Source organism: Nostoc sp. CALU 546 (assembly GCF_048836525.1).
Map to the genome: position 1 here is coordinate 1 of NZ_JAWJTF010000170.1, position 10,462 is coordinate 10,462.

Annotated in this window: 10 protein-coding genes; 7 read left to right on the forward strand and 3 right to left on the reverse strand. The window is 45.1% G+C overall.

The window, feature by feature from the left end:
• Positions 1-229 precede the first annotated feature (229 nt).
• A complete protein-coding gene (locus RRG12_RS40530) occupies positions 230-580 on the reverse strand; it encodes an ArsR/SmtB family transcription factor (RefSeq protein ID WP_069069630.1) in 351 nt (116 codons plus the stop codon).
• An 80-nt stretch (positions 581-660) separates the two neighbouring features.
• On the opposite strand from RRG12_RS40530, the gene trxA reads away from it, so the two are divergent.
• From trxA to RRG12_RS40565, 7 genes are all read left to right on the forward strand, one after another.
• Positions 661-984 carry a thioredoxin gene (gene trxA / locus RRG12_RS40535; RefSeq protein WP_012412473.1) on the forward strand — a complete coding sequence of 108 codons (324 nt, stop codon included), beginning with the start codon at positions 661-663 and terminating at the stop codon, positions 982-984.
• 142 nt (positions 985-1,126) lie between these two features.
• Positions 1,127-1,921: an SDR family NAD(P)-dependent oxidoreductase gene (locus RRG12_RS40540; protein WP_420763086.1), complete on the forward strand. Its 795-nt coding sequence runs from the start codon at positions 1,127-1,129 to the stop codon at positions 1,919-1,921.
• Between the two features lie 143 nt (positions 1,922-2,064).
• Complete coding sequence (locus RRG12_RS40545; protein ID WP_069069632.1) at positions 2,065-3,177, forward strand: alkene reductase; 1,113 nt, start codon at positions 2,065-2,067, stop codon at positions 3,175-3,177.
• 209 nt (positions 3,178-3,386) lie between these two features.
• Positions 3,387-4,052: a nitroreductase family protein gene (locus RRG12_RS40550; RefSeq protein WP_069069633.1), complete on the forward strand. Its 666-nt coding sequence runs from the start codon at positions 3,387-3,389 to the stop codon at positions 4,050-4,052.
• A gap of 380 nt (positions 4,053-4,432) precedes the next feature.
• Complete coding sequence (locus RRG12_RS40555; RefSeq protein ID WP_420763087.1) at positions 4,433-5,671, forward strand: RNA-guided endonuclease InsQ/TnpB family protein; 1,239 nt, start codon at positions 4,433-4,435, stop codon at positions 5,669-5,671.
• 111 nt (positions 5,672-5,782) lie between these two features.
• Complete coding sequence (locus RRG12_RS40560) at positions 5,783-7,078, forward strand: MFS transporter (protein WP_420763088.1); 1,296 nt, start codon at positions 5,783-5,785, stop codon at positions 7,076-7,078.
• 76 nt (positions 7,079-7,154) lie between these two features.
• Positions 7,155-7,931 (forward strand): class I SAM-dependent methyltransferase, encoded by a 777-nt coding sequence (locus tag RRG12_RS40565; protein WP_420763089.1) that lies wholly within the window; start codon positions 7,155-7,157, stop codon positions 7,929-7,931.
• A 45-nt stretch (positions 7,932-7,976) separates the two neighbouring features.
• On the opposite strand, the gene RRG12_RS40570 is transcribed toward RRG12_RS40565, so the two are convergent.
• Entirely contained in the window at positions 7,977-8,957 is a 981-nt protein-coding gene (locus tag RRG12_RS40570; protein ID WP_420763090.1) for a 2-dehydropantoate 2-reductase, read from the reverse strand.
• A 230-nt stretch (positions 8,958-9,187) separates the two neighbouring features.
• On the reverse strand, positions 9,188-10,060 hold the full coding sequence (locus RRG12_RS40575) for an inositol monophosphatase family protein (RefSeq protein WP_420763091.1): 873 nt from the start codon (positions 10,058-10,060) through the stop codon (positions 9,188-9,190).
• Between the last annotated feature and the right edge of the window lie 402 nt (positions 10,061-10,462).

Consider the following 10,462-nt stretch of genomic DNA (forward strand, 5'->3'; position numbering starts at 1 on the left):
TGAGTTATTAGGGATTGAAACATCAACTGTTAATCAACAACTTGTGAAGTTGCAAGAATTGCAATTCAACAAAATCCCTATTAGGGATTGAAACAGCGCTTCGGTGCTGAGTGGGGAATCTTACATTTTTATTCAGAACTGACTAAACGCCCCGCTAACGGAACTCGGAACTATTCTGCCCAATGCCCAATGCCCCATGCCCCATGCCCAATGCCCCATGCCCAATGCCCTAAATCCTTGAAGCTGTTTGTTTCGCACTCGCAGGGACAACAGGCAATGGTTGAGCGGCTTTCAATACCGCATCCAGCAACCCTGGAAACAGCATCTCTAAATCTTCACGCCGCAGGATGTTAATGTGCTGTGTCCCTTCTTTCCGTGTAAAGACCATCCCCGACTCCCGCAAAATCTTGAAGTGATTGGACATGGTAGACTTAGCGATCGCAAAATCAAACCTCGCACAGCATTGTTCCCCCTCAGTCGCCAACAGCCGCACAATCTCTAGCCGCACCGGATCGCCCAATGCATATAACACGCCCGGTAAAGAAATATTTTTTCTATCTGGATGATAAAGGAATCTCATAGTTGCATTATCTCATCAGGTGGCATATATTTTTATAATTCGATATTATCGAATTATAGAATTAACTAGGAAGGCAATTTATGTCATCCATTACAAACGTCACAGAAGCCACATTCAAGCAAGAAGTTTTGGAAAGTGAAATTCCGGTCTTAGTGGACTTTTGGGCACCGTGGTGCGGCCCTTGCCGGATGGTCGGCCCAGTCGTCGATGAAGTTGCTGCTGAATACGAAGGACAGGTAAAATTTGTGAAGCTGAACACAGATCAAAATCCTACTGTTGCCAGCCATTATGGAATTCGCAGCATTCCGACACTGATGGTTTTTAAAGGAGGTCGCCAGGTCGATACTGTCGTAGGGGCAGTCCCAAAAACCACCTTGAATAAGACCTTAGCACAGCATCTTTAATTTAAGTTAAGGGCATAGGGCATAGGGAATTGGGCATTGGGCATTGGGTATCGGACATTTGCTCCTCTGCCCCTCTGCCCCTCTGCCCCTCGGCTCCCCAGTCCCCTGCTCATTCTGTTTCAACTAACGGGGAAAGAGCGAAATGGATTTGAAATTACAGGGTAAATCCGCACTGGTGAGTGGCTCAACCGCAGGTATTGGTTTTGCGATCGCTCTTGGGCTAGCTCAAGAAGGTGCATCAGTAATTATCAACGGTCGGTCTGAAGAAAGAGTAACCCAAGCGATCGCTAAAATTCAGCAAGGTATACCAGACGCGAAAGTTTCTGGTGTTGTTGCTGACGCAGCCACCGCATCAGGGGTAGAGAAACTCTTTCAAGAGGTTCCTCACGTTGATATCCTCATAAACAATGTTGGTATTTATGAGCCAAAAACCTTCTTTGATATTACTGATGAAGACTGGTTAAATATCTTTGAGGTTAACGTCCTCAGTGGAGTCCGTTTGAGTCGGCAATATCTGCGAAAGCAGCTAGAGCAAAACTGGGGGCGGATAATTTTTATCTCCAGTGAATCTGCTATTCAGATCCCAGTAGAAATGATTCACTATGGCACAACTAAGACAGCGCAACTAGCCATTGCGCGAGGTCTAGCAGAAATGACTATCGGGACTGGAGTCACGGTAAACTCAGTCCTACCGGGGCCAACCCGCTCAGAGGGCGTTGAAGAATTTATCACCAAATTGGCGCAGGAACGTGGTATCAGTCCAACGGAAGTTGAGGCTGAGTTTTTCCAAAATGTGCGTCCAAGTTCCTTAATCAAACGCTTTGCAACTAATGAAGAAGTAGCAGCGATCGTAGTTTATCTTTCTAGTCCCCTAGCATCAGCAACGAATGGTGCAGCTTTGCGGGTAGATGGTGGCGTGATTCGGTCGATTGTTTAGTTACTGGGGACTGGGGACTGGGGACTGGGGACTGGGGACTAGGGACTGGGGACTAGGGACTGGGGACTAGGGACTGGGGACTGGGGGAATAACTATGCCCAATGACAAATGACAAATGACAAATAACCAAGGAGATATAACCAATGACAACTGATATCAACTTATTTTCTTCTTACCAATTAGGGAATCTAGAACTACCTAACCGGATAGTGATGGCACCCTTAACCCGAAACAGGGCAAGTCAGGGAAACGTCCCATACGAACTGAATGCTACTTACTACGCTCAACGTGCTTCCGCTGGACTGATTATTGCGGAAGCAACCCAGGTAACTCCTGAAGGACAAGGCTATCCCGCTACACCAGGAATTCATTCATCAGAACAGGTGGAAGGATGGAAGTTAGTAACTGATGCTGTACATCAGGAGGGAGGAAGAATTTTTCTGCAACTATGGCATGTAGGCAGAATTTCTCACCCAGACTTACAACCGAATGGAGCTTTACCTGTGGCACCTTCTGCGATCGCTCCTAAAGGTGAAGCTGCAACCTATGAAGGGCCAAAACCCTTTGTAACTCCCCGTGCTTTAGAAACTTCAGAAATACCCCAGATAGTAGAACAGTACCGTCAGGGAGCGGCAAATGCTCTAGCGGCTGGGTTTGATGGAGTGGAAATTCACTCAGCTAATGGTTATTTAATAGATCAGTTTCTCCGCGATCGCACCAATCAACGTACAGATAAATATGGGGGTTCCATTGAGAATCGGACTCGATTCTTGTTGGAGGTGACGGAGGCAGTAACTAGTGTCTGGGATTCTAATCGGGTAGGAGTACGTTTTTCTCCCAGTGGAACTTTTAACGATATGGGTGATTCCAATCCCCTGGAGACATTCGGTTATGCGGCTCAAGCATTGAACCAGTTTAATTTGGCATATCTGCATCTTTATGAAGCCACAGAAGCAGACATTAGACATGGCGGGATAATTGTACCTACTAGTCACATACGCGATCGCTTTACAGGTACACTCATCGTCAATGGTGGTTATACCCGTGAAAAAGGCGATGCGGTACTGGCAAACAAAGCAGCAGATTTAGTTGCCTTTGGCACATTATTTATATCAAATCCCGATTTACCCCGACGCTTGGCTTTGAATGCACCACTCAATGAGCCAAATCAAGCAACCTTTTATGGTGGCGGTGAAGAAGGATATACAGATTACCCATTTTGGTCGGCTGCTAATGAGGCGGTAGCTAAGGCGTAATGACGCTCCTACGTCGCTAACGCTGCGCTAACGTAATTCGTAATTCGTAATTATGACTTTATGGCTGTGCCTTATGTGGGTGTAGCCAAGTTGTTTGTTCGGAAACAAGAAATAATTTTTATTTTTGTTTCATGAATAAATATATTGGCTTGTATCCTAATTATGAATTACGAATTATTTGGTCATAACTCAACTATCAGGAGAATCTCATGAGTCCTATCACCCAAACCCAACCTTTAGATGTACCGAGTGCGATCGCTAAACGTCGTTCCATCAAAACTTTTAAAACAGACCCTATCGCCCCAGAACTACTCAAGCAACTGGTAGAGTTGACCGTGGCAGCGCCCAGCAGCTTTAATATCCAAGACTGGCAAATTATTCTCGTGCAAGATGAGGCGCAAAAGGCAGCACTAGCAGCAGCATCGTGGAATCAACAGCAAATTGTTCAAGCACCTGTAACCTTTGTGTTTGCGGCCGATCCTAACGCAGGCGAACAAGACTTGACCCCGATTCTGGAGCAGGGACTCCAGACTGGAGCATGGAATGAAAAGACGGTAAACTACTTTAAAACCTCCATCCCGCAATTTCAAGCTGGGCTAGGCGACAAGCGACGTGAATATGCCATCAAAGATGCCATCATTGCCGCTACCCATTTGGTTTTAGCGGCAGAAAGTTTGGGATTATCCACTTGTTTTATGAACGGTTGGATTGAGGATCAGGTAAAGCAAGTAATTGGGGCTGGGGATAATCCAGATTTAGCGATCGCTGTTGTTGTTCCTGTTGGTTATGCAGCCGAACCACGCTTAAATCCCGGTCGTCTGCCATTCTCCTCTAATGTCTCTGTGGATAGAATCGGTAATCCTTATGCAGGGTAAATTTTCCTAAGGAATGAGAATTAAATAACATCGACTTTTGTAGGTTGAGTTGAGGCACGAAACCCAACGCCTCAGAGATGTTGGGTTTCGCAGACTCAACCCAACCTACACAGGTTATTAAATCCACGATCCTAAATTGGGAATGGGGCATTGGGCAATAGTTAGAGAGTTAGAGAGACGCGATAAATCGCCGTCTCTACAAGGAATTTATCGAATCGCTGTAAGACCCCCGCCTCAACGTCTCGTAGGCGGGGGATGTAAAGCGGTTAAAAACTCAGCACTATGCGGATTGATATTGAGCGTTAGCGAAATAGAATCTGCATAGTAGCTAAGTTTTTAACAATCATGATATATTTTTTATGTGCCAAAGTTAGACATAAATGCTCGTATTCGAGGCAAAACTTGATGGACAAGACTCGCAGTATCGAGCGCTTGATGAAGCAATCAGAACTGCTCGTTTTGTGCGTAATAGTTGCCTTAGATACTGGATGGACAATAAGGGCATTGGACGCTATGACCTAAATAAATTTTGCGCTGTACTTGCAGCCAGTATTGAGTTTCCTTGGGTATCGAAGCTGAACTCAATGGCAAGACAGTCCAGTGCTGAAAGAGCGTGGTCTGCGATTGCTCGGTTTTTTGATAACTGCAAAAAAGGTAAACCTGGAAAAAAGGGATTTCCAAAGTTCAAGAAGGAACAAACCCACGGTTCTGTTGAGTACAAAACCTGTGGGTGGCGACTTTCTGATGACCACAGACACATCACTTTTAGCGATGGATTTAAAGCGGGAACTTTCAAACTCTGGGGAACCCGTGACCTGCATTTCTACCAACTTAAACAGTTTAAAAGAGTGCGGGTTGTACGTCGTGCAGATGGCTATTATTGCCAATTTTGCATTGACCAAGAGCGAATAGAAAGGCGAGAGCCAACGGGTAAAACTATTGGTATTGATGTTGGTTTGAACCACTTCTACACCGATAGTAACGGGGATACAGTCGCTAATCCTAGACATCTTCGCAAGAGCGAGAAGTCTTTGAAGCGGTTGCAACGCCGGATGTCTAAGACTAAAAAAGGTTCTCAAAACAGAATTAAGTTTAGAAATAAACTTGCTCGTCTTCACCTCAAAGTAAGTCGCCAGCGTCAAGACTTTGCTGTTAAGACAGCAAGGTGCGTGGTGAGGTCTAACGACCTCGTGGCGTATGAAGATTTGCAGGTGCGGAATATGGTCAAGAATCACCGTTTAGCTAAATCGATTAGTGACGTTTCTTGGTCACTGTTTCGTGAGTGGGTTAAGTTTTTCGGTAAGGTGTTTGGTGTGGTAACTGTTGCCGTCCCGCCCCACTACACCAGTCAAAACTGCTCGAATTGTGGTGAAGTTGTCAAAAAGACTCTTAGTACCAGAACTCATGTTTGTCCTCATTGTGGACACACCCAAGACCGGGATTGGAATGCGGCACGGAACATATTAGCTCATGGATTAAGTACGGCGGGTCACGTCGGAACTAACGCCTCCGGAGAGACTGATCAATACTTGGGTGAGGAAACTCCTTCAAGCAAATCAACTCGTGGAAAGAGGAAACCTAAAGAGCGATCTTTGGAATCCCCACCCTCTACGAAGTAGGGTGGGGAGGATGTCAACTATCAATTATTGATTGACAGACTACTACTCCCCAATCCCCAATCCCCAATCCCCAGTCCCCAGTCCCCAATCCCCAATCCCCAGTCCCCACTCATGTCCCTAGCCTCCTTCCTAGCGCGTCGTTCTTTTCACTATGGCTGGATCGTTGCAGGTTTAACATTTTTAGCCTTGCTGGTAGCAGCCGGAATTCGCTCTGCTCCTGGAGTTTTTATAGTGCCTCTCGAACAGGAGTTTGGCTGGAGTAGAGCGACTATATCTTTGGCAATCTCTATTAACTTAGTACTCTACGGATTAATTGGCCCTTTTGCTGCCACAGTTATGGAGCGGATCGGCATTCGGCGGATGATGGCGTTTTCCCTTGCTGTCATTGCCCTTGGTGTCGGTTTAACAACTTTGATGTCAGCATCTTGGCAGCTAGTCTTGCTGTGGGGTGTAGTAGTCGGTTCTGGTAGCGGAGTTATCGCCCTGGTTTTGGGTGCTATTGTCGTCAATCGCTGGTTTTTGGAAAAGCGGGGTCTAGTTCTGGGCATCTTAACCGCCAGTACAGCTACGGGGCAACTAGTTTTTTTACCTATGCTGGCTTCAGTCGCCGATCGCTTTGGCTGGCGAACTGCGGCTCTAGGTTTGACTGGTGCAGCACTTTTAATTATTCCAGCGATCGCAGTCTTTATGCGCGATCGTCCGGCGGATGTCGGTTTGCGACCCTTTGGCGACAACCGCGAAACTGTGGAAGTGTTACCGCCCAAAGTCAATTCCATCGCTTCCACTCTTAACGCCCTCTGGTTGGGAATGCGTAATCGAGACTTCTGGCTGTTATCTGGTAGCTTTTTTATCTGTGGTGCAAGCACAAATGGGTTAATTGGAACTCATCTAATTCCTGCTTGTATTGACCATGGTATCCCGGAAGTCAAGGCTGCTGGACTTTTGGCAATCATGGGACTATTCGATTTTTTCGGAACTACTATGTCCGGTTGGCTATCTGACCGCTGGAACAATCGTTACTTATTGTGTTGGTACTACGGACTGCGGGGTTTATCTTTAATTTTCTTGCCCTTCAGTTTCAACTTTTCCTTCTATGGACTTTCCATTTTCGCCGTCTTCTACGGACTTGATTGGATTGCCACCGTACCACCAACAGTCCGTCTGGTTGCCAACGTCTTCGGTAAAGAAAATGTCGGCGTGATGTTCGGTTGGATTGTCGCCGGACACCAGCTTGGTGCAGCCACAGCAGCGTTTGGAGCCGGAGTCTTGAGAACTTGGACAGGTAGTTATTTACAAGCATTTATTTTATCAGGCGTTCTCTGTCTGATTGCCGCAGTTTGTGTACTGCAAATTGGTCAAACTCCCACTAAGGGCAATTCACAGTTATCTTCAGTGATGGAAAATTGAATTTCTGAAGTAGAACTACCTCCGTGGGTAGAGAACTTCTAGCCTAGACAATTGTTACAAAAATAGTTTTGAAGGTATGAAAATTGATTTTGGTGCAACTGCTACTGATTATGCAAAACACCGGGCTGGCTTCCCCAGTTCATTATTCAACAAACTGTCTGAATATGGTATAGGTTTACCAGGGCAGAATATTGTTGACCTCGGCACAGGAACAGGAACACTAGCGCGGGGCTTTGCTGATAGAGGTGCTTATGTAATTGGCATCGATCCATCAGTGTCACTTTTAGAACAAGCCAGACAGTTAAGCGAATCTGCTCAACTCAAAGTAGATTATCGACTTGCAACTGCCGAGAATACCGAGTTACCAGATGCAAGTGCAGATGTTGTCACAGCCGGACAGTGTTGGCATTGGTTTGATCGTCCGCGTGTCGTCCAGGAAATTACTCGCATCTTGAAAGGAAATGGCTCGATCGCGATCGCTCATTTTGATTGGATACCCTTAAAAGGTAATGTAGTTGAAGCAACAGAACAACTGATCAAAGCTCACAATCCAGCATGGAATCTGGGCGGTGGTAATGGCTTGTATCCTTTGTGGTTACAAGATATTGGCGAAGGAGGATTTAGAGAAATCCGCACATTTTCTTACGATGTATTTGTACCTTATACACACGAGGCTTGGCGGGGACGAATTCGTGCTAGCGCTGGCGTGGGAGCTAGTTTGACAACAGAAAAGGTAGAAGTATTTGACCAGGAATTGGCAAAATTACTCGAAGCAAAATATCCTACACAAATTCTTGAAGTTCATCATAGAGTTTGGGCTGCGATCGCCAAATCACCGCAATCTAATTCGTAATCAGGCTACGCACATTCGCTAACCCTGCACTAAGGTTAGTCAATTTCAGTATTTTAATTTAGTCGCCTCCAGCAGCTTGACGCTGGCATAAATAGCATCAATATAAGGTGTGGGGATTTGAGTGAGTTTTCCCAATTCTGCCACCGCGCCAACAATAGCATCTATCTCCGTGGAGCGTCCGGCTTCAATATCTTGTAGCATTGAGGTTTTGTGGGCACCAACATTTTCTGCCCCATTAATTCGCTGTTCCAAAGTGATGCCAAACTTTATACCCAAGTTTTCTGCGATCGCTTGAGTTTCAATCATCATCTGTCGCGCTAGTTCACGAGTGAGGGGATAGCGACAAATATCCTCTAAAGTCGCACCAGTCAGGGCACTGATGGGATTAAATGCCACATTACCCCACAATTTGATCCAAATTTCCGTGCGAATTTGATTACGGATTGGTGCTTTGAATCCTGCCTGTTTTAAAGTTTGTGCCAATAATTGAATGCGTTCGGTTTTAGTGCCGTCGATTTCACCGAGAGTAAAGCGATCGCCTTCAATATGTTTAATTACACCTGGTTCAACTATCTCAGTTGCCGGGTAAACCACACAACCAATAGCGCGTTCAGCACCGATACTAGCTTCAATAATCCCATCTGGGTCAACAGATTGAATCCGCGTACCTTCATACTCACCGCCATGTTGACGAAAGTACCACCAAGGAACGCCATTTTGGGCTGTTACCACCATCGTGTTAGCATCATAGAGTGCAGGGAGAAAAGGTGCGATCGCAGGTACACTGTGAGCCTTGACAGTTAAAATTACTACATCTTGTGGCCCCGCTGACTGGATATCACTAGTGGCCAAAGATGGAGTAGCAATTTGGCTAGAACCATCTGCCATGAGCAACTTTAGTCCTTTTTTTTGAATTGCTTCCAAATGAGAACCACGTGCAATCACGGTCACTGCTTCACCTGCCAGTGCCAGTTTTGCCCCTAAATATCCACCAATCGCACCCGCACCAACAATACAGATTTTCATTGTGTCGAAAAAATATAGATCGTGGAAGACGGTATCCAGTTCAGTTCCAAGTAGTGAGTTTCCCACCTTAAAGTGGCTACGGTGTACACACAAGTCCTAAAAACCTAGCTTGATAAGCATTTCCTCGTTCCCAGTCTCCGACTGGGAATGCATTCATTGAGTCAGAGACTCAACATATGAACGAGATAAAACTCATTACTCATTACTCATTACTCATTACTCAGCACTCACTAGCAGGCAGCTAGGCTTTGCATTGCTAACAGCAAGTCTTGATGAACAGATTTTGAAGCAGCTACTATCAATCCAGGTAAGCTATAGTTTTGACAAGTATGCAGTGGCGGTAAAGTCGAACCGTCTAGAGTAGTTACAATCCAGCCAGCCTCTCTTGCAATAAAAGCGAGTGCAGCACCATCAATAAATTTGCCTGATTTGATTACTGCTCCACTCAAGTCACCACTGAAAATACCATTGAGATTGGGAATCTGAATATCACTAGAGTAATCAGTTGCTATATCGAGTACTTGATATCGATCTTTTAGTAAAGGTGCGATCGCATTCATTCCCCATCCCAACAAAATAGAAGGTTTGGCGGATATTATCTGTAATGGGGCACAGGCTTCTAAGTTCATCTCCAGCGTCCCTTTAAAAGCACCTTCGCCTCGAATGGCATAAAAATAAATGTTTTGAGCAGGGGAAATGGCAATTACTGCTTCAAAGTCATCCGAATTTAGAATACTGAGAATAATTTGGTAATTAGAATGTCCATCCATATAAAACTTCGTGCCATCAATCGGGTCAAGTGTTACTAAGTAATCACCTTCTGAACCGAGGTCGGTAGCACGAAAATATTTGGTATTATTAGAACTTTCATATTCTTCACCATAAAAGCGAATATCTGGGAAAGTGCCCAGTAATACTACTTCTACTAAATTTTGAATAGCCACATCTGCATCAGTAAGTGCAGCACTAAAAAAGTTGTTTCCTTGTTCTTTGGCAGGAAGTGCAGCAATTTTTGGTTGAAGAACATTGGCATAGGCTGCTGCTACTTTGAGATGGGGGAGTAAAGTCTCCAAAATTAATCGAGTAGTTGGTTTTGTGGACATTGCAGCAAACTCCTTTCAGAAATAATCTACCGTTGACAGGACGATAGAATTCTATATCTAGACAAAATTACGGTATCATCTGGATGCAATGATACTACCGTTTGTCTCAAAGAACATATAGACAGATCGCAATTTTTATCGTCAAATTAAAGGTTTATAGCAGGAGGCAGGAGGTAAAAGTATTACTATTCCTAGCCTTGGGGTTTTCAAAATGTCCTAACCTATGTGGCTACGGCTATACAGCAGTTCTCATGTGTTTGAACCACATCTGTCGTAGGGGCACAGCATTGCTCATTGGTGTCAACTTAACGCGAAACCTCACGTCCGCCAGGGATTGTAAATCCCTGTCTCATAGTTAAAGTCCTCTGAAGAGGACTAAAGAGCGCGAAAATTTTCGCAATT